The organism is Prevotella sp. RM4 (assembly GCF_000701965.1).
Taxonomy (GTDB): domain Bacteria; phylum Bacteroidota; class Bacteroidia; order Bacteroidales; family Bacteroidaceae; genus Prevotella; species Prevotella ruminicola.
The window spans coordinates 893,783-917,019 of record NZ_JNKG01000007.1 but is presented as its reverse complement, the minus strand read 5'-3'; the positions used below and the strand labels follow the sequence as shown (position 1 = coordinate 917,019).

Sequence of the window (23,237 nt, the reverse complement as noted above, 5' to 3'; positions counted from 1 at the left end):
AGAATCCCCGCCGATTGGCGGGGATTTATTATTTCAGGCCTTTATTCAAGAATTCAATATAACCTTGAATATCCTCATCGTAAGAACGGCTGCCCGCTAGCGGGTGGCCTTCTTCGTTTAATAGCACATAGAATGGTTGGGCGTTAGCACCGAACTTCACACGCTGCAGATAGCTCCACTTATCACCCACAGTACGCAAGGTACGCTTCTGGCCATTCTCCTCCACCTCGATAGGTGTAGCGAGTGGTGTCTTGTCGTCTACGTAAAGCGATATCAAGATATACTTATTATTCAGGATATCAGCCACCTGAGGATCGCTCCATACAGCAGCCTCCATCTTACGACAGTTTACACAACCAAATCCAGTAAAGTCGATAATCACAGGTTTGTGCTCAGCTTTGGCTGCAGCCATGCCCAGTTCATAATCCTTGTATTTGGCCTCAGTCACAGTCTTCTGCAGATTAAAGTCCTGTGTACTCATAGGCGGTGCAAAAGCGGAAATGGCTTTCAAAGGCGCTCCCCACAAACCAGGAATCATATAAATAGTGAAAGCTAACGAAGACATAGCCAAGAAGAACTGTGGTACATTGGTACGATGCTTATCATCGTCGTGCGGGAACTTGAGCCAGCCCAACAAGTATGCGCCAAGCAGACCGAAGATAACAATCCACAACGACAGAAACACCTCACGATCGAGAATATGCCAACCGTAGGCCAAATCAGCCACACTCAGGAACTTGAGTGCAAAAGCCAACTCGATAAAGCCCAAGGTTACCTTGATGGCATTCATCCAACCACCTGACTTAGGAGCCGACTTCAACAAAGAGGGGAACATGGCAAAGAGTGTAAATGGAATGGCCAATGCAATGGCGAATCCCAACATACCGATAGTTGGAGCCACAATGCTTCCCTGCGTAGATACAGCCACTAACAGGAATCCGATAATAGGACCGGTACATGAGAAAGACACCAAAGCCAAGGTGAACGCCATCAGGAAGATGCTGAGCAATCCTGTAGTACTCTCGGATTTCTCATCAATCTTTGTTGACCACGACGCAGGCAAGGTGATTTCGAAAGCACCTAAGAATGAAGCGGCGAAGACAACCAACAACAGACAGAAGAAGATATTGAATACCGCATTAGTAGCCAAAGCGTTGAGTGCGCTGGCACCAAACAGCAGAGTAACAGCCAAACCTAACAGCACATAGATAACCACAATGCTGGCACCATAAGTAGCGGCCTCGCGGATGGCTTTAGAGCGATCTTTATTACGCTTGAGGAAGAAAGATACCGTCATTGGAATGATAGGCCACACACAAGGTGTGAACAAAGCAATGAAACCACCCAGCAATCCCTCAATAAAAATCAACCACAGAGCCATATTCTCGGTAGGAGCCGCATTGCCATTGAAAGCCTGCAATTCAGAAACAACTGGTGTCCACAAATCATTTGCAACAACCGCTGTATCGACAACTGCAGTATCTACTGGTACTTCAACTTTGGCAGTATCCCCATCGGGCGATTCTTTCAATTCTGAAGACTCCTCAATGGGACTTTTACCACTCTGTTTGAATACAACCTCGGATGGTGGCAGACAAGCCTGATCGTTGCAGGCACCATACTCAATATAGCAATCGATATCGTATTGGGGCTTGGTAAACTTAATCTTCTGCACAAAGGTCACGGCCTGCTCAAAGTAGCGTACCTCCATTTCAAAGAGTTTATCAAACTGCTTGATTTCCTTGCCATGAGCCTGCAGTTTTCCTACAGGTTCGGCACCATCCATCTTGACCTTATGGAACGAAGCCGAAATAGGGCCATCGTTACCCAAGCCAGTAGAATAGACATGCCAGCCTGCATCAATCGTCGCCTTGAATACCAGTTCAGCCTCACCATTCTTCAAATCCTTCATCTGAGTGGTGAAGTGTACTGGATCCATCATCTGGGCCTTGGCTGCTACAAAAGCAACCAAGAGCATCCATATAGTTAAGAGTTTCTTCATTTTTGTGCGATTTATTTATCTGATAAACAACAACTCACGGTACTTGGGTAATGACCACAGACCGTCCTCAACAATCATCTCAAGATGGTCGATCTCATAACGGATGGCATCCATTTTAGGACAAACGGTATCATGATAGCTCATGGCACGCTCATGGATATTGTAGATACGATTAGCCACACGACGAGCCTCTGTGAGATCATCAACAAACTGCTCGATACGCTCGGTACGCTCAGCAATCTCCTTAATCAACTTCATGTTACGAGCAGAGAGGCGCTCGGCCTCGGCCTTATCGAACACGTCCTTCATACCCTGCACATTCTTAATGAGCTGACTCTGATAGTGTGTGCTCACAGGGATGATATGGTTCATCGACAGGTCGCCCATCACACGGGCCTCAATCTGTACGGTCTTCACGTAGGTCTCCCACTTCACCTCGTTACGAGCCTCTAACTCCTTACGATTCATCACCTTTACCGACTCGAACATCTTCACGCTGTCCTTATCCAGATAGTGCTCAATAATCTTTGGTGTTGACTTCTCGACATCCAGACCACGCTTGGCAGCCTCAGCCACCCACTCGTCGCTATAACCATTACCATCAAAACGGATTGGCTTACAGGTCTTGATATCCTCACGCAGAATATCTACAATAGCCGAAAGTTTGCTCTCACCCTTGGCAATACGCTTGTCCACACGATGCTTGAAGTTCTGCAAAGCCTCAGCCACAGCCGAGTTCAGTGCAATCATAGCCGAAGCACAGTTAGCTGACGAACCTGGAGCACGGAACTCGAAGCGATTACCAGTAAAGGCAAATGGCGATGTGCGGTTACGGTCGGTATTATCGATAATCAGATCAGGAATCTGTGGAATATCGATCTCCATGCCCTGCTTACCCTTAATAGTAAAGAGATCGTCCTTATCAGAAAGCTCAATATGATCGAGCAACTCAGTGAGCTGCTTACCCAGGAATGAACTGATAATAGCAGGAGGTGCCTCGTTACCACCCAAACGATGTGCATTGGTGGCACTGACGATCGAAGCCTTCAGTAGTCCGTTGTGCTTATATACACCCATCAAGGTTTCAACAATGAAAGTTACAAAACGCAGATTCTCCTCAGGTGTCTTACCTGGCGCATGTAGCAGCACGCCACTATCGGTAGAAAGACTCCAGTTGTTGTGCTTACCACTACCATTGATGCCATCGAATGGTTTTTCGTGCAGCAACACACGGAAGCCATGCTTACGGGCTACCTTCTTCATCAGCGACATCAGCAGCATGTTATGGTCGACAGCCAAGTTACACTCCTCGAAGATTGGTGCCAACTCAAACTGGTTAGGTGCTACCTCGTTATGACGGGTCTTACAAGGAATAGCCAACTCGAGTGCCTGGATTTCCAAATCCTTCATGAAAGCCTGAACACGATCAGGGATGGTTCCAAAATAGTGGTCGTCCATCTGCTGGTTCTTGGCACTCTCATGTCCCATCAGGGTACGACCAGTCAGCATCAGGTCGGGACGGGCCGAATACAAGCCCTCGTCAACCAGGAAGTACTCCTGCTCCCAACCTAAGTTTACCTGCACCTTAGCCACATTATCGTAGAAATACTGACAAACATCGGTAGCAGCCTTGTTAACAGCATGCAGCGAACGGAGCAATGGTGCTTTATAATCGAGCGCCTCACCAGTATAAGCAATAAAAATAGTAGGGATACAGAGTGTATCATCGATAATGAACACTGGCGATGTAGGATCCCAGGCAGAATAACCACGCGCCTCGAAAGTGTTACGGATACCGCCATTAGGGAAGCTTGACGCATCAGGTTCCTGCTGAACCAGCAGTTTGCCACTGAAGTTCTCTACCATACCGCCCTTACCATCGTGCTCCACAAAAGCATCGTGCTTCTCGGCAGTACCCTCGGTTAATGGCTGGAACCAGTGGGTATAATGGGTTGCTCCCATTTCCTGTGCCCATTTCTTCATACCTTCGGCTACTTCGTCGGCAATCGAACGGTCCAAACGGGCGCCATTATCTATGACATCAATCAGTTTATTGTACACCGTAATGGGCAGATACTTATACATCTTCTCGCGGGTGAACACATACTTACCGAAATACTCTGAGGGACGCTCTGCAGGCGTTTTAACCTCTACAGCTTTTTTCTTAAAAGCCTCTTCTACAACCTGGAATCTAAGTTGATTTGACATAGTCTTATATAATTTATCTTTTTACCTTTTACAATCCTACCTTTAATCGATGAAACGCTTCGTGATGTCACCATAGGCATCGATACGGCGATCACGCAAGAAGGGCCACCAACGACGCACCTGCTCAGAACGGTCCATATCCATCTCTACGATGATACTCTCCTCGTCATCAGTTGACGCCTCGTAGATAATCTCCCCCTGAGGGCCGGCTACAAACGAGGTTCCCCAGAACTGGATACCACCAGTCTGCCCTGAAGGATCGGGTTCAAAACCTACGCGATTAACAGCAACCACTGGCAAGCCGTTAGCCACAGCATGACCACGCATCACCGTCTGCCAAGCCATACGCTGACGCTGCTGCTCTTCGGGGGTATCATTATCGGCATAGCCAATAGCAGTAGGATAGATGAGCATCTCGGCACCCTGCATCGCCATCAGACGGGCAGCTTCAGGATACCACTGATCCCAACATACCAACACACCTAATTTACCCACCGAGGTCTGGATAGGATGGAATCCTAAGTCACCAGGTGTGAAGTAGAACTTCTCGTAATAAGCAGGATCATCGGGAATATGCATCTTACGATACTTACCCACAATCTCGCCATTACTCTCGATGACTACGGCTGTGTTATGATATAAACCTGGTGCGCGTTTTTCGAATAACGAAGCAACGATAACCACGCCACATTTCTTTGCCAGCTCGCAGTACAACTTAGTAGATGGACCAGGAATTGTCTCAGCTAGATCGAACAGATCCACATCTTCCGTCTGACAGAAGTAAAGCGTATTATGCAACTCCTGCAGTACAATGAGTTGTGCACCACGTTTTGCCAAATCTGTGATTCCCTCACCCAATCTCAGGATATTGTCCTTGGTGTCAGCAGTATTATGCTGCTGCAAAAAACCCACTTTTAACTCCTTCATATTTTATCTTCACTTTTCACTATTCACTACTGCTGGGTATTGCATGGTGCAGCAATGGAGTGAGCCATGCTGCTTAATGATACTTCTACAATCTATACCTACAACCTCCCTACCCTCGTGAGCCTCACCAATCAATTTCAGAGCCTCAGCATCAAGATCGGGCTGGTTATATGTGGGCACTAATACAGCGCCATTCATGATTAAATAATTAGCATAGGTAGCTGGCAGACGCTCACCTTCGTCAAAGATAACTCGTGGCATGGGTAACTTCACCAACTTATAGGGCTTACCTTCCATAGTACGGAAGGTCTTGAGCTGATCTTCCATCTTCTTCAAATCTTCGTAGTGCTCATCAGTCTCATCATCGCACCCTATATATAATAAGGTGTCGTTAGGAGCGATACGGACCAAAGTATCGATATGTCCATCAGTATCATCACCTACCAGATGCCCATAGTCGATCCATACCACACGTTCAGCACAAAGGTCGCGCTTCAGTCGTGCCTCGATCTCAGCTTTCGTCATCGGCTGATTACGATGAGGAGCCAACAAACAGCAAGAGGTGGTAAAGACGGTACCCTGACCATCACTCTCAATCGAGCCCCCTTCGAGCACGAAGTCCAGACAATCCACATATTCGCCTTTAACCTTACCTTCATCATAGATACGACGATTAATGGCATTATCTAACTCAGACTCAAACTTTTCGCCCCAGCCATTAAAGCAGAAATCCAACAAGCGAGCATCACCTTGATCATCAACCAATGTAATGAAACCATGATCGCGAGCCCAAGTGTCGTTGGAGGGTTCGCCTACAACCAAAAGGGTTTCACGTTTTGATATTTCGCGAGCCATTTCTTCGTAAGTCTCAGTGATTTCATCGAGCATGGGTGCCCAGTCTGTTTTTGCATGCGGCCAAGTTAGCTGCACCATTGATTGTGGCTCCCATTCAGCAGGTAGTCGCCACTGTTTTGTTGCGTTATTTTTTTCTATGCTCATAATTTTGGCGCAAAGTTACAAAAAAATGAGTAATAACTGATGGCATGATGAGATTTTTTTGTATTTTTGCACAAACAATTTAATATGTTAGAGGTTAAAGACGCGACAATAGCCGTTTCGGGAAAGGTTTTGGTAAAGAACCTGTCCTTTATAGCGGACGATGGAAAAATCACTTGCATCACGGGCCCAGAAGGTTCGGGCAAGACTACTTTTCTGCGTACCCTAATGGGATTCCTACCTGTAACCGAAGGTTTTGTGAGTGTGGATGGAGAATTGTTGACTGTACAATCAGCGCCTGCATTCCGAAAGATGATGTGCTATCTGCCTCAGAACATTCACCTGTTGCGTAACCAACTTTACCAACCGCAGCCGCCACAAGTAGAAGCAGACGAATATGGTGTATGGAATGGCATATTACCATCGGCGGCAGAAATACCAGAGACAGAGCCATTGTTGCCCGAAGAGGTACTACGTTTGGCTGAGGCAACTATAGCAGAGGCAACCAACAAACCGATTCTGGTGGCAGACGAACCGGCCTCGCACCTCTCACCAGAGTTAACGCCCCAAATGCTACAGTTATTACAACAGCAAGCAGCACAAGGCAAGTGTGTTTTGATAGCCAGTCGTAACCCGCAACTTATAGCATACGCCCATCATGTAATTGATTTAAACCAGTTTCAAATATGACTACAACATTGATACTACATACCATTTTAGCACTTTTGCTATTAATTTTACCTTTTGGAGCACTTTATTTGTTAGACCGCCCCACCATAAAACCACTCGCCGTGGCATTAACGAAAGGATTTGTGCAGTTACTCATCTTTTCGCTGATTGCATGGGGCGTATATAAGGTAGATAACACCTGGATATCCATTGGATGGCTATTAGTGATGGCTGTATGGGCAGGATTCTTGGTTATCAACAAATGCAAGCTGACCATCCAAAGTTATCTTTTCCCAACAAGTGCAGGACTATTTGTTGGCGTGCTATTGATTGGACTATGGCTTTTGGTAGCAGTTCTACCTATTGATCATATATCTGCCCGTTGGTTTATACCTGTCATGGCGGTACTATTGGGACATTCGGCAGCTATGCTGGTAAGAGGTCTCGGTAATTTTGTAACGATGCTGCAGCGTAACCGTGGCCAATATGATTTTATGTTAGGTAATGGTGCTTCGCAGTGGCAAGCTCTGGTACCTTTTATGCGCACCAGTCTGTTAGCCATTCTGTCGCCAACTATCGCCAACCTTTCTGCATTAGCATTAGCCTCTCTCCCACTATTGTTCTGTGGTATGCTTCTAGGTGGTTTTGCCCCTATCAATGCTTTTGCCATAATGGTTTATGCCGTACTGGGATGTATTGCATCATCGGTATCGGCATTAGGAATTACATTGGTTATCATTAAGTACATCCATCGATTATCATGATAAGGAAACTATTTTTCGAATTAATGCAGGTTTCTGTGGGCCAGTTGGATTGTGTAAGTCGATTTCCTGAGCCCGATGAGTGGAAGAAATTGTTCGAACTAGCCAAGCACCACACGGTTGCTGGTATCTGTTATCATGGTATCACAAAACTATTCGACTATGGTTTGGTGGCTCCTCAGGAGTTATCACTCAACTGGATGGCTGAGGCAGAGGATATCAAAGAACAGAATCGCGGCAGGAGTCGCAGACTAGTTACACTACAAGACGAGCTACACTCGCACCATCTACGTTCATCGGTGGTTACGGGCCCTGGATTGGTTCGTTTCTACGACCGTGAGCTACAACCACTTCGCTATACCAAGGGGATTGATCTCTATGTATTCGGCTATAAGAATCAGGTTGACCTGAACCAATGGGCCGACATCAATGTACGCATTCATACAGAACTGCATGCAGGCAAATCATCTCAACGTAACACCCGACTCGAAAAATGGATGTTGCAGAATAACGACCTGATGTTTCGCCAAGCAGGCGAACTGACTGTTCCCTCGCATGCCATGACGATTGTTCTTCAGATTGTTCATCTGTATAACTTATTTTTGGAGAAGCGTTTACAGATGCGCAACCTCATGGACCTGTTCTATGTACTCCGTTTTGGTGATGGCAGAAGTAAACAGTTCCAATTCTCACAAAATACTATTGATGGTGAGATTAAAGAATTAGGATTGACTCGTTTTTCACAAGGTATTATGTGGTTGATGAAAGATATATTTAATCTTGATACTAACCACATGCCAGTAGAACCACTAGAAGAAGAAGGCCAGTATATCCTGAGCGAAATGATGGGCGACGGTTTTACCTTCCATAACTGGTGGCACAAACTTTGGTATTACACCTGGCACAATCTGACTTAGGCCGTTTTATCGTACTTTACCCCAAACAGATAATGTCCCAAGAAAGGACTGAGACGAATAACATAGCTTGCAGCCAATGTTAGCGCCAGCACAACGAGTGATACAGCAAGTATCACCCCAAACTCAACGAAACGGCTATTATACGCAGCCAATTGTGGCGCATAAGCCATCAAAAAGCGTGGCAAGAAAAAGAAATGCAATAAATAGATATCAAGCGTTCGAGTTCCGACATATTGCAAGAGCTTAGAAACATGCCATTTCTTAAGCCATGAAGCAGACAATCGGAAGAAGGTAAACACCATGATCATACCAGTAATTCCCCCAACATAAAATCTAAACATCTCGAACAGCAAATGATCATGATGTGACGTAGAAGCAATCAAGAAAAACGCAACAGTTATCGCCCCTATCACAACAGGTTTGCTAGTCCATCGGATAAAGGCATCAAAGTTACGTCTTATCCGTGTTCCCAAATAGAAGAATATAAAAAAGCGCCAGGTGATAACGCTCAAGAATCCAAGAAAGTCCATAACCATCAACAGCCATTCATCTGCCGACGTTCGAATACTATAATAATAACGTGAATAGATAAAAGAAGCCAAGGTTAGTGCTATAGCAAATATAAGAGTCAACCTCCTACTAGCCCTAACCATCAGCATATAGAGAATAAAAAACTCAAATAATGCAAAAGTAAACCAATATCCGCCTTTAACCGCCCCCAACTGATGAAAGAACTCAGGTGGTGGTGCCAAAATCAGCAGGAATATAAAAGTAGGCAACAGTTGAACCATGGCTTTATGTTTAGCAACCTCCTTTAATGGTCTTTGGGCCACTGACTCAAACAGCCAACCACTAATCATAAAAAAACAAGGCAATCGAAATAGGATAAACACCGCATTATAGCCCATCCTAGAATCGCCCAAACAGAAATGACACACATGTGCAAACACTACGAGAATCATCGTAAATCCTCGCATCGCATCAATGTATTCAATCCTTTGTTTTGCCATTTCGCCCACAAAAATACAGAAAAATATTGGAACTATTGCGTATTCCAGCTTTTTTCTGTACTTTTGCAACTATGAAAGAGCGAATTAACTGGATAGACTGGGCAAAAGCCTTTTGTATGACGGTAGTGGTATTCTGCCACCTACCCCAACAAGAAGATACCTTTCATCTACAGTTTTTGGCCTCAGTCATCCTATCCACGTTTTTCTTTGTATCCGGCTATCTGAAGAAGAGGGACTTAACAGTCAAAGAGTCTTCCAAGAAATACGGCTATGCACTCTTGATTCCTTATATTATATATAATGTAATATATTACCCCTATTGGTTCGTCAAATTCTACATAGAGCATGGCGGCATAACCTGGGGGGATGCTGTAAAACCCATTATCGGCACCATATTCGGCCAGCTAAACAGTAGTTTCTCCTGCGAGCTCAATGGTGTTACCTGGTTTCTGATTGCCCTATTTATCATGCATATCCTAACAGACGTGCTCAATAAGAGCAAACATGGAAAAGTTATCATGCTGATACTTTCCATCATCACCATGATACTCTATGGAGCCAATAAATACTATCATTATGCCCCCTATATCACCTATCATGGTTTGATCCGTTGCCTCTGTTTCTTCTTTATGGGTAACCTTTTTCAACAGAAAGGTTGGCTCCAAACTCTAAATCTACGAAAAGATGTAGCAATCGGCGCCACTACCCTATTATTCTGCCTCATCTTATTTTATTGGCACATCCATGAAAACAGATTCGTACTCCACATTATTTTATATTATGTGGCAAACTTCGTATCTGTATATGCATTCATCTACCTATCCAAATCACTCAACAGCATCAAAAGCAAACTGATAACACTGATTTCCATTGGAACCATGCTTATCTTTGGCCTACACCGAATGATGATTGGCGTTATTGATTTCGGGATAGAGAAACTTCTCCATCACCCTAACATCATCTACGATTGGAGCGAATGTCTTATCATAGCACTAATGATTGAAATCGTGCTTTTACCCATCATCATCTACAGAAGTAAATGGCCTATTCTTTTCGGCAAAGGCTCTCGAAAAGTTCCTTCCATTTCGGCATAATAACATCTGCCCGATAACGCTGTGATGATTTAATGGCAGCCTGTCCCATTCGTACACGAAGTTCCTTATCTTCGATCAATTGACAAACCCGATCAGCAAACGCCTGAACATCACGATTCTTGATTAAGAAACCGTCCACCCCATCTGTAATAATATCAGCTGGACCATACGGACAATCGAAAGAAACAACAGGCAATCCACAACTCATCGCCTCAGGAAGCACCAAACCAAAAGGCTCATACACAGAAGTTAATAAGAGCATGGAACTTTTCTTGTAGCAATTTAATATTCCACATGTCGGTTCATGGACAACAACATTAGCATCCAATCTGCTTATATATTGAGTTTGAGATTCCCGTTTTTCTCCATAGCCGCCATATATATGAAGCACCCAATCCGGATAACGCGAATGGACAATTATCCAAATATGTAACAAACTATCGATATCTTTTTGAGCACAAAATCGCCCTACAAAAATAACAGATTTAGAGTTATAATCGGAATAGCTATTTTCAACATTAATGTTTACGATATTGGGAATGACAAATATACTGCGATTAATGTCACGCCAATCATTAGCATCACCATCAGTTAAAGCAACAATACAATCCGCCAATCGAACATTTCTGTTATTATAGAAAGCCCGAAGCTTCGTATACCAGTCAGCATTAATAAAACGGTGAGCGAAACGAGATGTATGCGACTCGAATACTAAAGGGACATGCCCCTTTACTTTTACGATTGTTCCAATGTATTCTGATCGTACACAAACAATAATATCTGGTTTAATCTGATCAACGACATCTCTTAATCTTCGGGCATACAAACGTTCAAGTTCCATTTTTTTTTGTAGTCGTTGAAAACCATGATACTGGTATTCCTGATGAAACTGAATATTTAAATCTCGATGAACAACTTTTGGATTCAGTGGATATGGAATCGGATGATTGCCTTGATTAGAAGTAACAATATACAACTCATAACCATAACGTGCAGCAAGTTCATTTACCTTATCTACAACGATACGTTCTAACCCGCCCCATATAGCTAGTGCATCATTGATATAAATAATCTTCATGAATGTTTATTTACTAGATTATCCTCACTATCCTCATAGTGATCTTTCTTATAGAATATTCGAGACAATCCTTTTCCTTGTATCTTAACATGCTGAACAAAGCTCTGCCAAAGAGACTGAGAACCAATGGTACCATATCCTGTAACAGGCCGCGCTTGACGATGATAAAGGAATGCAATCTTTCCAAAAGGCTTGAGTGACAGTGCCAAAGAACCGTCTTCACCCCGACGGATATCCGTACGAATCTTTACACGACTGGCATATTCGGCATTAAAAGCAAATACCATTCCGCGAACACAAAGCTCTGGACGCTTAAAATGCTGAACAAAAAGGAACATATCACGAATCATCTCAAAAAGAAACAATCCAAACCGAGAATGGTTTTCATCAGGAAAGAAACTCCAAAAGGAACTAACACAAGAAACGTTCGGCTGCGTTAATTTAGCCATCATCAAATCAACATACCGTCGAGGATAGAATGTATCTGCATCAATACAGAAATGATACTTTCCCTTAGCATGATCTAAACCACATTGTCTTGCAAAACCCGGACTCTGCTTCGTTTCATTATAATACGGAAGTCCTAATCGTTGATACACTTCTTCCGTCCTATCCTTAGAGTTATTATTTACACCTAATATCTCAATAGGATATTTGGTTTGGAGTTCACTTAGAGACCATAAACAAGCAGCCAATCTGCGTTCCTCATTGTATGCAATCACAACAACCGAAGCCAAAGGTTCTTGACTCTGTTTCTGAGCAAGATTAGCTTTAATCTCATCCAAAACAGAGTTAGGAATCTCTTCCATTGTTTTTCCGTATATCGACAGATATTTATCGTACCAATTTTCCATGACTATAGGTTTTGTGTGCGAAGATACAAACTTTTCTACAAATCTCCAAATTTCAGATTAACTTTTTATATTTTCCAAGACACCATATCGTAGCAACACACAGTTTTGCAGGAAGTTTACTTAACATATACATAAACATATTCTTGATACGAGCTTGCGAAAAATAGCATATCTGATTCCACGTTGCCGGATGCGCCATCAACGCTTTAATCTCGTTATTACTCACAAATGGCAATATGCTTTCACGACGTTTCAAGATATTACAAGCAATATAAAAATCTGTCATTACTAAATTGAAACAACGATTGGGGAAATACCCCTTATTAATATATGCGGACGAGTTTTTCTTTAGATAAGAAATGGATTTAACATTTTGCATTACCTCGTCCTTTGAAATATTATCACGATGCTGATAATGAGATAGTGAGTTTTCTCTACATCTGTAATAATAAGTTATATCTGGCAATAATACTGCACGCGATATATATGTCACTAAATCAAAGGTGAACACAAAATCCTCCCAATAGTCAGTATCAATAAAACGAAGATTATTATCACGAAGCAGCTTCGTCTTGACAAGAAAATTACAAGAAGAAGCTTGAACACCAGCGTACTTCCGATAAGCGAAACTAGCCAGTTCACCCATCTTCAACAATTGCAGCGATGGATATTGATAAACCGTTTTACTTCCAGAAGTTTCAATCTTCTCATAAGAACCGAATACTACCTCAGCAGCATAACAACGTGCGCTCTGCATCAACAATTCAATGGCATTCTCAGTAATTGTATCATCAGAATCCATAAAGTACAAATACTCGCCAAGAGCCTCATCAATGATTTGATTTCTTGATGCAGATACACCCATATTGGTTTGATGCTTTACTATACGAACATCGTTTTCTCGTTCATGATTACAAACAATTTGCTTAACGACATCCATAGTACCATCAGTACAGCCATCATCAACTAACAGAATCTCAATAGAAGGATATGATTGCGACAATGCAGACATCAATGATGCCTGAATACAATCAACAGAATTGTAGATTGGAATTCCTATTGTAACATCATATTTCTTCATTGTCCTTTCAACTCGTCAAATAAGTGTTTCCACTGCAATCCAATCTTATCCATCTCGTATTGAGATGCCGCTTTCTGGGCATTTTCTCCCATCCTATATTGCAGTTCTTGATTCTTCATCAACAACATTACTTTTTCAGCCATAAGATTAACATCAAATGCAGGAATAAGAAAACCATTCTCACCATCCGTAATAATTGAACGAGGTCCATTTTCACAATCAAATGCAATTACCGGTATCCCACAGGCCATAGCCTCAATAATAACAAGCCCAAAACCTTCGAATCGTGAAGGGAGAACAAAAATAGAACTTGAAAGATATTCCGTCTTCACATCAGATACAGGCCCATAAAGATGACAACGATGCGGATCTATGCCTAATTCATCCATGAGCTTTTGATAAGACTCCTTATTACCACTTCCATAAATATCTAAAGTCCAATCTGGCATATTCTTTTCAACAACAGCCCATGCCTGTAACAACAAATCATTCCCCTTATCATAAGCATAACGGCCTATAGACACGACACGTTTTGCAGTCAGATTACTCTTACCGTCTACTCGGAATGGAAGAGCATCGGGTATCTTCACTACATTACAGAGTTCTGGCCAATCACTAAGAGCATTATCCGTCAAAACAACCATTTTATCCAGATGATTAAGATGCTCCAAAAGATTATTCTTCCAAATACGAGCAAATATCTTTTTTACCCAATTAGAGTCTTTCTCATCAATGTTACGATAATTAGCACGATTTACATGCAACTCGCCTATCTTAATACTTCCATCATGGATTTTAGTAATAAAATTAATCTCGCGTCGTAATGTCGTAATAACGAAATCAGGGTGCATTCGTATCAAATCAGCCTTTAATCTCCTTTTGTATTCATACTGTTTACACAGATAGACAAACACTTTCTTCCAAAAAGGCAATCGCCACAACTCCTCAAAGTATAATTCATAATTTATAACTTCGACTCTGTCAGAAAGCGGAAAGAAGCAATCTCTTCCCCTACCCTCAGTTACAATAATAGTCACACCATAGCCTAACTGCTCAGCAAAGTAGTTTGACTTTACAGCCACCACCCTCTCCACACCACCAGCCGAATAAATGGCTGGCGTGCAAAAAACAATATTGCAACTACTTCTTATCATAACTTCTTTTGGGGTACAAAGGTACAAAATCTCCATTATACACAAATTTTATTTGCAAAATTTATATATTTATCAAGAAAAAAAAACATAAAATTTGGATGTTTCAACAAGATTTACTAACTTTGCGCCAAATATTAAGAAAATGAAACGTTATATTCTACTATTTTTGGCTTCAGTATTATTTGCCATCATATCAATTGCCCAAAACAAAAGCAATTTCCATATGGAATTACTTGCTCAAACCAAATATCTTTGGCGAGGAATTGAATATGGAACTTCACCTGTCATATTTCCTACTCTCAGTTATAGCAATAACGGAATTTACATATATGGAATGGGAGGATATGCTACAGATGGTAGTCACCAAGAAGTGGACTTGGGAATTAGTTACAATTTTAAGGATATTTCACTTTCAATAAATGACTACTACTACCCAACTCCTGTTGGAGAAAACGACAAATATTTTAACCTAAAAGGCAAAGAAACAGGGCATTGGTTTGAAAGTTGCATACAATATTCACCTTCAAAAATTCCCGTTTGGAGCTTGCTTTCTACCTATTTTGCAGGGGCGGACAAAAAAACGGAATCAAAAAGTCAGGCATGGTCTAGTTATGCTGAGATTGGAGGGCATTACGACTTTGATAACAATAATGTTCTTTCACTTGGAATACTTAACGCAGGTGGAAATTACTATGACGCAATTATAAGCATTATCAACACTCTTCCTTTTCCATATTTCGCCAAGATTCTCTTAGTCATTACGATGATTATGTTCTATGCGACCTCATTTGACACTTTGACACTTATTGCGCCTAACTATTCATATAAGCATATCGAATCCAACGAAGAGCCTCATAAAATAATTAGAACATTATGGGCGCTTATTTTTATACTCCTTCCGATAGGACTTCTCTTTTCAAATAATTCCATGTATGGATTGCAGTCTATATCAATAATAGCAGCATCTCCTATTGGAATTATCATCTGATTAATTGTTTATTCTTTTTTCAAAGATGCTAATAACTTTTTAAAACATGATATAGAATGAGTATCGATCCATTATTAGCCAGTCAGCTTAAAGACAAATATAATGCAGAAGGTACTGTATTAAGACGAGCCCAACTAAAAATGCTCGAAATGCTAATTTTTATTGACACCATATGCAAGAAAAACAACCTCACATATTGGTTAGATGGCGGAACACTATTAGGAGCTGTACGGCATGGCGGTTTCATTCCATGGGATGATGACACAGACATATGTATGCCAGCAAAAGACGCAGAAAAATTCAAACATATCATGCTTACTGAATACTCAAACACCGATTTTGCACTTCAATGCAAAGAAACTGATAACGGTTATTTCGGTGCGTGGTACATATTAAGAGACAAAAATTCTGAATACATTCAGAACAGCAAGCTACATAACAAAAGACAATATAGAGGATTACAAGTTGACATCTTTATCGTTGAGGATCAGGTAAACGATGTCTTTTGGAATTTTTCTCTTCTTTACCAAAAGGTTATAGACAAATTGCTAAACACCTCTAACAGTTTGTTCTTTTCTACTATTTTTGTCAAACCTCTCTATCATGTATTTCATTCGTTTTTGATTCCTTTATTTAGAATCACCAGCAAAAGGAATGTTTTTTACAAAATGCCATACGGATCAGTCTGGAAATTCAAGTTAAACAAAGAATCTATATATCCACTGTCGCAATGCACATTTGAAAAATATGATTTTTGTATTCCGGGTAATTATGACCAATATCTTAAAACCGAGTTCGGTAATTGGCAAAATATTCCACAAAACATATGGAATCACCAAGCAACTATCGTATTAAAATAAAAAAGAAGACATATGAATAAAAATAGTCCTTTAGTAAGTGTCATCATTCCGAACTTCAATCATGCAAGATTTTTAAATAGGAGAATTGAGAGCATTCTAATGCAAACATACTCCAATTTTGAAATCATTATCCTTGATGACTGCTCGTCTGATAACAGTATCGAGATTATCAACCAATACAAAGATCATCCCAAAGTATCCCATATACATATAAACGAAACTAATAGTGGTTCTACATTCAAGCAATGGGAGAAGGGATTTGAATTAGCAAAAGGAGATCTTATATGGATTGCAGAAAGTGATGATTCATGTGAGTCCCAACTACTTGAATCTTTAGTTAATGAATTTATAAACGATAATCAATGCGTATTAGCCTTTTGCAAATCTATCAAAATAGACTCTAACGACAATACAATTGGAGAAGCTGGAATGAGAAAAGATATACATACAAGCGGAAAATCCTTTTTCAATCACTATCTATATAGATACTGCTATATCAACAACGCCAGCTCTGCAGTTTTTAAGAAAGAAATACTTCATTACGTTGATCAAAGATATAAGAACTATAAAGGAAGTGGAGACTGGATTTTATGGATAGAAATATCTAGGCTTGGTAATGTTGCCTATGTTAATAAGCCACTAAACTATTTTCGAATTCATGGTGCAAATACAACAACAATTCAACTGCATAGCGGGAAAAATGAAGCAGAAGCCATTGAGGTATATCAGTTCATGAAAGAGAAAGCTTATATTGGCTATTTCAAGGAGCTAAGAACACGAATTGCACACATCTACTCTATAAAATATGGAAAACTAAGGAATGTATTAAATAACGATACAAAGCAACAATTATTAAAAGGATGGAGAACTAATTTCACAATATACCTTATTACAGCCTTAGTTTATCTATTTCAAGACTTCTCTGGAATAAAACTAATAAAACGATGATACAGATGAACAATTATACTCAACAAGAAACAATTGCAATAACTATAGGTTTACCTGTATATAACGTCGAAATGTTTATACAAAGGAGTATTCTTTCTGTATTGAATCAAAGTGCAGAATTGAATATTGAGATACTTGCGATTGATGATTGTGGCACAGATAACTCTATTGATATTATCAAAGAATATCAATCCTCACATCCCAAAGGAAAAGAAATAAGAATAATCAAACAACCTCACAATATGGGTTGTTGGGCTGCAAGAAACAGAATATTGGAAGAAGCTCAAGGTGAATACATTTTCCTATTAGATTCAGATGACTATATATCTGAAGACTGCATCGAAAAACTTTATCTCGAAGCAAAAAAACATCATGCAGAAGTAGTATATGGTTCTGTAAGGCCCGTAAACGACAAGGGGGAACCTATCGATATCGGACAGAGTTATTTAGAGCAACCATATATTGTTTTTCACGCTCAAAATGGACTTGCTCAATTTGCTAACAATAGACTACACCCAACATTTAGGGATTATATATGGAACGCTCTAATAAGAAAAGACTTTATTGAAAAACATCATTTAAGATTCAAAAAAGCTCTTTTCTGTGATGACATGATGTTTAGCGCAGATATGACTCCATTAATTATAGATGCAGTTCTTATTCCTGATATTACATATTATTATGTAATAAGAGACAATTCGCTTTCAAGCTACCAACATCGACAAGTCATAAAACTTGAAGAAATCAAAGAGTCGTTCAGAGTATACTCCTATTTAAAAGATAAATGCACAGAGCTCAAAGATAAAGAATACTTTGAAGCACGTTGTACAAAAGGAATGATACTGATGTTTTATGCTGTATGTGGTGCATTAAAGAATCGAAAACGAATAAGGCCTTACTTGACAAACCAAATTATAAAAGAAGCAATAAAGCATCCCCTTCAACTTAAAGAGATCACGAAATTCAAAAGATATCGTTTTATAAACTTAGGTTTTTATATTATTGGATGCCTTCCTGCATTCATCTCTGTTCTTTTGCTTAAACACTTTGGAAGAAAGAAGAACTATATATAATTATGAACATTTTATTCCTCATATTCCACGGTTTCGACCCTAATAATGGTATCAGCAAAAAGATATCATACCAATTAAATGCTTTCAAGGCTAACGGTCATAAAGCCCATCTCTGCTATATGGACGAGACTATCTCGAAACGCCGTATTGTTGACGATCAGGTAATTATCGACTATGGCAATAGAACAAAAGGAAAAATCTTAAAACGAACAGAATTCAATTCTATTGTCAACTATGTAATTGACAACAATATAAATTTTGTTTACATCAGATCAAACCACAACGCCAATCCTTTCACCATTCAAATGGTGAAACGACTGAAAAAAGCTGGCATGAAAGTGGTCATGGAAATTCCTACTTACCCTTATGACCAAGAGTATTTCAACAAATCCATGCGCAGGCAATTAATTCAGGACAAACTTTTCAGGAATAAGTTTGCCAAACATTTGGACGGCATCGTTACATTTACAGAGGAAGACTTTATCTTCGGACAAAAGACCATTAGAATATCAAATGGAATAGACTTCGACTCTGTCAGATTAAAAAGAACGAGTAATCATCCAGACAACGAACTACATCTTATTGGTGTAGCAGAGATTCATCGTTGGCACGGTTTTGACAGGGTTATACAAGGATTAGCAGACTACTACTCTTCTCCCAAGGAACTAAAAGTATATTTTCATATAGTCGGGTATTTTTTTTCGTCTGTAGAAAAAGAGGAGATTACACATACTATTTCTGACAATCATCTTGAGCCATACATTATTCTGCACGGAAAGAAACATGGAGAAGAACTTGATGAGATATTTGACAAATGTGACTTTGGTATAGGTAGCCTTGGAAGACATCGCGTTGGAATAGACGATATTAAAACTCTTAAAAATAGAGAATATGCTGCGCGCGGCATTCCTTTTGTATATTCTGAAACAGATTCAGACTTTGACAAGCAGCCATATGTATTAAAAATGCCTGCTGATGAAAGTGCTATCAACATAGAAACCATCATCAGTTTTTATCACCACATGCCAATTACGGCTAAACAAATTAGAGAATCAATTGAACATCTCTCATGGAAGAATCAGATGAGGCGAGTTCTTGAAGAAGTATATCCATCAAACAGAGACTCTAACAAAATACGGCTTGCATACTGCATCCCATCTTTAGATCATTCAGGTGGAATGGAGAGAGTATTGACTACCAAAGCAAATTATTTGGCGGAAAAAATGAATTACGATGTTAACATCATCGTAACTGATGACAAAGGGACTAAGCCATACTTTCCTCTATCTGAGAAGATTAGAATAATTCAGTTAGATGTAAACATTGACAATTTATGGCAGTATCCCTTATGGAAGCGATTGTACCTTTACTACATAAAAATGAAGGATTACAAACGTAAACTTGATATATGCCTCTGCAGTTTGAAGCCAGATATCACAATTTCGCTACTAAGACGTGAAATCAACTTCCTTAGCAAGATAAAAGATGGAAGTGCCAAAATTGGAGAAATACACTTTGGAAGATATAAATACAGAGAAGCAAACTTTGGATTTCTCCCCAATTATGCCAATAAATATATTACAAATAGATGGATGGCACAATTGGACAAGAAAGTTAAGCTGTTAGACCGCTTTGTGGTACTAACTCATGAAGATGCCACATATTGGAAAGGACTTGCCAATCTCATGGTTATTCCTAATCCTATTACCATCAATAATAATCAACACTCTGACTGCACAGCCAAAAAGGCCATTGCAGTAGGTCGATATACTTACCAAAAAGGATTTGACTTATTATTATCAGCCTGGAAAGAAGTACACAAGAAACACACAGATTGGCAGCTCACCATATATGGAAGTGGAAACAAAGAAGCTTACATTAACAAAGTCAAAGAATTAGGAATTGAAAACGCTGTTAATTGCGAAGGACCTGTTAATAACATAACAGAAAAATATCTGGAGAGTTCCATTTTTATTCTCAGTTCAAGATTTGAAGGATTACCTTTAGTTCTGATGGAAGCCATGGCAACAGGATTAGCTCCAGTAGCATTTGCATGCCCATGTGGCCCAAAAGACATCATTAATGATGGTAAGAACGGTCTTCTATGTAATAATGGTAATACCGAAGAATTAGCCCTAAAGATATGCAGTCTAATAGAAAATGATAGAATGAGAATTGAAATAGGACGAAAAGCTGCAAATAGTATAAATAATTATTCGCTTGACAACATTATGCATCAATGGGATGACCTTTTCCAAGAGATTTATAAAACTCATGCCAAAGGGGCATAATAGTCTCAGGAAGATATTTCATGGATTCTTGACGGGCATTTGTCAGCAAGCAGTGTCGTTTATTCTCGTTTTCTATCATCGCACAAATGGCTTCAGCCATCTTCTCGATATGCTTTGACGGCACAATAATACCAGTAATACCATCATGTATGATGGATCGGGGGCCATATTTACAATCAAAAGAAATGACAGGGAGTCCAAATGCCATTGCTTCGATTAAGACCAAACCAAAAGATTCAAAACGTGAAGACATAACATATATATCGCTTTTGTCATATTCAGAATAGACATCATTTGCTGGCTGATGCAAAAATACATTCCGCATTGAACCAGCAACAATCATACTATTTAGCAATTCAAAATCTCCTCTATCGCCATCACGACTTCCATATATATGCAGTGACCAATCAGGATGTTTCTCTTGGACATACTTCCAGGAATCTAACAACATATCAAAACCTTTCTGATATGCATAACGACCAACACTGATAACGCGATGATTAATCTGTTTTTTATCAGAAAAATCTGAAGGACAGTTTGGTAGCATATTCGGGATACATACCACTTTATCTGTCCCCCAATCAATCTTTTCATTCTCTGTCATGACAATTATTCTATCAAACCGAAGAATCGTTTGAACAAATCTTTCTTTGATTTTCCTCTCTTTCGAACGTTTATCTATAGATTGAATCCTTTCCAAATCACCAAAATAGGCAGAAAGTCCGCAATGACACTCCACAATCTTAACGGCTTCAATACCGCTATCGAGCACCGCCTGCAAATCTGCCAGATAAACATCTATAGAGGTAATTACATCTGGTGCAATGCGCTTTAAGCAATTTTGGATAGTTCTTTTATAAAACAATTTACTACAAAATCGATCCACATATTGAAACAAACCATGATATGAACAACGCTCAATATATCTCGTTGCCAGATCAATATAATGGACTTTATCGGATATGGGGAAAGAGAAGGGGGCACCGTATTGATTATAAGTAATCAAATAAACTTCATACATTCCACTTTCTGCCAACAGACTTAACCGCTGGGATAATACACGTTCGACTCCGTTAGTCGACTTCATGTTATTGCACAGAAAAGCTAATTTCATCAAAGCTTTATCCTCCTTATAGTTGTCCGAATAATCCCATCACCTTCTCCATAATTGGAGCCATGTCGTAATATTTGTATTCGGCTAAGTGACCGCCCAGAATCAGATTGGGATTTTGATCAGCCAGGTCCTTATATCGCAGATAGAGCGACATGTTCTTATCGTCGTTTACACTATAATAAGGCTCCATGCCGTCCTGCCACTCTGTGGAATATTCACGAGAAATAACAGTCTTAGGACATTTATATACATCATCACCAAACATTTCAAAATGCTTGTGTTCGATGATACGAGTATAAGGCACTTCGGCATCGGTAAAATTCATCACCGCATTACCTTGGTAATTGGGGGTATCAAGGATTTCTTCCTCAAAACGAACTGTACGATATTCAAGTTTTCCGAAGCGATAACCAAAATACTCATCGAGTTTGCCGGTATACAACACTTTATCGGCAATTTGCTCCCAATGCTGGCGATTATCAAAGAAATCTGTATTCAACTTAATATCTACGCCTTCGAGCAGACCATCTATCAACTTATTAAAACCACCGATAGGTATCCCCTGGAAACGATCGTTGAAATAGTTATTATCGTGAACGAAACGTACTGGCAGGCGCTTGATAATAAAGGCAGGCAGTTCGCTGCATTTGCGGCCCCACTGTTTCTCGGTATAACCTTTAATCAGTATCTCGTAGATATCCTTACCTATCAGTAGTTGGGCCTGTTCCTCCAGATTTCTAGGTTCCGTAGCACCATCGGCTTTCATCTTTTCAAGAGCTTCCTGACGCTGTTCTTCAATCTTAGCCTGAGCCTCAGCAGGTGTTAGCACACCCCACATCTGATAGAAGGTATTCATATTAAATGGCAGGTTATACTGTTTACCCTTATAGTTGGCAATGGGCGAATTGGTATAACGATTGAACTCAACGATGGAATTTGCAAAATCCCATACTTTTTTATTGGATGTATGAAATATATGTGCACCATACTTATGGACATTGATTCCCTCGATATTCTCGCAATAGATATTACCACCTAAATGGTTACGTTTATCAATCACCAGACAACGCTTACCTTGGCGATGCGCCATACAAGCAAAAGTTGCGCCGTATATACCTGCTCCTACTATCAGATAATCGTATTCATTCGTCATATGCAAATAGATTTTTGTGCAAATATAGGATAAAATTTGGAATAATCCAAAATATTTTG

Annotated in this window: 20 protein-coding genes; 9 read left to right on the top strand and 11 right to left on the bottom strand. The window is 40.1% G+C overall.

Annotated features, from left to right (window positions below):
* Window positions 1-28 precede the first annotated feature (28 nt).
* The 4 genes from T499_RS0104900 to T499_RS0104885 are packed head-to-tail and all read right to left on the bottom strand — an operon-like array spanning window position 29 to window position 6,136.
* Window positions 29-2,002: a protein-disulfide reductase DsbD family protein gene (locus T499_RS0104900; RefSeq protein ID WP_033149937.1), complete on the bottom strand. Its 1,974-nt coding sequence runs from the start codon at window positions 2,000-2,002 to the stop codon at window positions 29-31.
* Between the two features lie 15 nt (window positions 2,003-2,017).
* Complete coding sequence (locus T499_RS0104895; RefSeq protein WP_033149936.1) at window positions 2,018-4,210, bottom strand: glutamine synthetase III family protein; 2,193 nt, start codon at window positions 4,208-4,210, stop codon at window positions 2,018-2,020.
* Between the two features lie 42 nt (window positions 4,211-4,252).
* On the bottom strand, window positions 4,253-5,137 hold the full coding sequence (locus tag T499_RS0104890) for a carbon-nitrogen hydrolase (protein ID WP_033149935.1): 885 nt from the start codon (window positions 5,135-5,137) through the stop codon (window positions 4,253-4,255).
* Between the two features lie 9 nt (window positions 5,138-5,146).
* Window positions 5,147-6,136, bottom strand: a complete 990-nt coding sequence (locus tag T499_RS0104885) for an agmatine deiminase family protein (protein ID WP_033149934.1) — start codon at window positions 6,134-6,136, stop codon at window positions 5,147-5,149.
* Between the two features lie 84 nt (window positions 6,137-6,220).
* Here T499_RS0104885 and T499_RS14090 point away from each other — a divergent pair, with 84 nt between their 5' ends.
* From T499_RS14090 to T499_RS0104870, 3 genes are read left to right on the top strand one after another with little or no spacing between them, the layout of a single operon-like run.
* Complete coding sequence (locus T499_RS14090; RefSeq protein WP_052173411.1) at window positions 6,221-6,823, top strand: ABC transporter ATP-binding protein; 603 nt, start codon at window positions 6,221-6,223, stop codon at window positions 6,821-6,823.
* Window positions 6,820-7,566: an ABC transporter permease gene (locus tag T499_RS0104875; protein WP_084162896.1), complete on the top strand. Its 747-nt coding sequence runs from the start codon at window positions 6,820-6,822 to the stop codon at window positions 7,564-7,566. The genes T499_RS14090 and T499_RS0104875 overlap by 4 nt, the downstream gene beginning before the upstream one ends.
* Entirely contained in the window at window positions 7,563-8,480 is a 918-nt protein-coding gene (locus tag T499_RS0104870; RefSeq protein WP_084162895.1) for a nucleotidyltransferase family protein, read from the top strand. The genes T499_RS0104875 and T499_RS0104870 overlap by 4 nt, the downstream gene beginning before the upstream one ends.
* On the opposite strand, the gene T499_RS0104865 is transcribed toward T499_RS0104870, so the two are convergent.
* The gene (locus T499_RS0104865) at window positions 8,477-9,490 is read right to left on the bottom strand and encodes an acyltransferase family protein (protein ID WP_157054512.1); all 1,014 of its coding nucleotides are present in this window, start codon (window positions 9,488-9,490) and stop codon (window positions 8,477-8,479) included. The two genes, T499_RS0104870 and T499_RS0104865, sit on opposite strands and share 4 nt — an antisense overlap.
* A gap of 71 nt (window positions 9,491-9,561) precedes the next feature.
* On the opposite strand from T499_RS0104865, the gene T499_RS0104860 reads away from it, so the two are divergent.
* Window positions 9,562-10,584, top strand: a complete 1,023-nt coding sequence (locus tag T499_RS0104860) for an acyltransferase family protein (protein WP_033149930.1) — start codon at window positions 9,562-9,564, stop codon at window positions 10,582-10,584.
* On the opposite strand, the gene T499_RS0104855 is transcribed toward T499_RS0104860, so the two are convergent.
* The 4 genes from T499_RS0104855 to T499_RS0104840 are packed head-to-tail and all read right to left on the bottom strand — an operon-like array spanning window position 10,535 to window position 14,751.
* Window positions 10,535-11,662, bottom strand: a complete 1,128-nt coding sequence (locus T499_RS0104855; protein WP_033149929.1) for a glycosyltransferase family 4 protein — start codon at window positions 11,660-11,662, stop codon at window positions 10,535-10,537. The genes T499_RS0104860 and T499_RS0104855 overlap by 50 nt on opposite strands.
* Window positions 11,659-12,516, bottom strand: coding sequence for a glycosyltransferase family 2 protein (locus tag T499_RS0104850; protein WP_033149928.1), 858 nt, complete (start codon window positions 12,514-12,516; stop codon window positions 11,659-11,661). The genes T499_RS0104855 and T499_RS0104850 overlap by 4 nt, the downstream gene beginning before the upstream one ends.
* A gap of 52 nt (window positions 12,517-12,568) precedes the next feature.
* Complete coding sequence (locus tag T499_RS0104845; protein ID WP_033149927.1) at window positions 12,569-13,597, bottom strand: glycosyltransferase family 2 protein; 1,029 nt, start codon at window positions 13,595-13,597, stop codon at window positions 12,569-12,571.
* Entirely contained in the window at window positions 13,594-14,751 is a 1,158-nt protein-coding gene (locus T499_RS0104840) for a glycosyltransferase family 4 protein (protein ID WP_033150223.1), read from the bottom strand. Before T499_RS0104840 ends, T499_RS0104845 begins: the two co-directional genes overlap by 4 nt.
* A 142-nt stretch (window positions 14,752-14,893) precedes the next feature.
* Between T499_RS0104840 and T499_RS0104835 the strand changes: the two genes are divergently transcribed.
* The 5 genes from T499_RS0104835 to T499_RS15130 are packed head-to-tail and all read left to right on the top strand — an operon-like array spanning window position 14,894 to window position 20,911.
* A complete protein-coding gene (locus T499_RS0104835; RefSeq protein ID WP_033149926.1) occupies window positions 14,894-15,739 on the top strand; it encodes a BCCT family transporter in 846 nt (281 codons plus the stop codon).
* Window positions 15,740-15,795: 56 nt separating this feature from the next.
* On the top strand, window positions 15,796-16,599 hold the full coding sequence (locus T499_RS0104830; RefSeq protein ID WP_052173409.1) for a LicD family protein: 804 nt from the start codon (window positions 15,796-15,798) through the stop codon (window positions 16,597-16,599).
* Window positions 16,600-16,611: 12 nt separating this feature from the next.
* Window positions 16,612-17,547 carry a glycosyltransferase gene (locus T499_RS0104825; protein ID WP_084162894.1) on the top strand — a complete coding sequence of 312 codons (936 nt, stop codon included), beginning with the start codon at window positions 16,612-16,614 and terminating at the stop codon, window positions 17,545-17,547.
* Window positions 17,544-18,620 carry a glycosyltransferase family 2 protein gene (locus T499_RS14085; protein ID WP_052173406.1) on the top strand — a complete coding sequence of 359 codons (1,077 nt, stop codon included), beginning with the start codon at window positions 17,544-17,546 and terminating at the stop codon, window positions 18,618-18,620. The genes T499_RS0104825 and T499_RS14085 overlap by 4 nt, the downstream gene beginning before the upstream one ends.
* Before the next feature lie 2 nt (window positions 18,621-18,622).
* Entirely contained in the window at window positions 18,623-20,911 is a 2,289-nt protein-coding gene (locus T499_RS15130) for a glycosyltransferase (protein ID WP_084162893.1), read from the top strand.
* Here the strand turns inward: T499_RS15130 and T499_RS14080 are convergent.
* The gene (locus T499_RS14080) at window positions 20,850-21,998 is read right to left on the bottom strand and encodes a glycosyltransferase (protein WP_052173404.1); all 1,149 of its coding nucleotides are present in this window, start codon (window positions 21,996-21,998) and stop codon (window positions 20,850-20,852) included. The two genes, T499_RS15130 and T499_RS14080, sit on opposite strands and share 62 nt — an antisense overlap.
* 43 nt (window positions 21,999-22,041) lie before the next feature.
* Window positions 22,042-23,178 (bottom strand): UDP-galactopyranose mutase, encoded by a 1,137-nt coding sequence (gene glf, locus T499_RS0104805; RefSeq protein ID WP_033149925.1) that lies wholly within the window; start codon window positions 23,176-23,178, stop codon window positions 22,042-22,044.
* Window positions 23,179-23,237 lie beyond the last annotated feature (59 nt).